General features: G+C 76.9%; 1 protein-coding gene. It reads left to right on the top strand.

Translation table 11 applies throughout. The features are described from left to right. On the top strand, positions 1–506 hold a 506-nt coding region (locus KQI88_RS17890; protein ID WP_216419673.1), incomplete at both ends, for a hypothetical protein.

The raw sequence follows: 506 nt of genomic DNA on the forward strand, positions 1-506 counted from the left end.
GCCCAGCCCCCTGCACGGCCGCTACGGGGCGGCGGTGGGGATCGGGCACACCCTGGAGACGGCGGCCGACCTGGACTGGCAGCCGGGGGACTACCTGGTGGCGGCGGTGGCCCGGGGGGTGGGGCGGCTCTTTGCCGCCGCGGGGGACTGCCAGGTGGAGATGGGGCGGATCAACGCCAAGTTCACCCTCTACGCCGGGCTCCTCCACCTGGAGGCCGCGGCGGCTGCCCCCCTGACCTTTACGGTGGTGTCGGGGCGGGGATACCTGGACTGCGCCCTCCTCTTCGCGGTGCCGGCGGACTGCGCCGGCCTGGATGCCGCCCAGTGGCTGCAGAAGCTGCAGCACTACCCCTACACCTGGGGTGCCGGACCCCAGGGGCCGGTGCTGGAGGGCGCGCGGCGGGCGACCGCCCTGGGGGCGGACGTGGAGGGGCTGGCCCGGTTTTCCGCCGGCGTCCCCCTCCCGGCCCGGCCGGGGGTGGACTATGCCCCGGCCGCGGGGGGCG

The organism is Alkaliphilus flagellatus (assembly GCF_018919215.1).
In the GTDB taxonomy this organism is placed as follows: Bacteria; Bacillota; Clostridia; order Peptostreptococcales; family Natronincolaceae; genus Alkaliphilus_B; species Alkaliphilus_B flagellatus.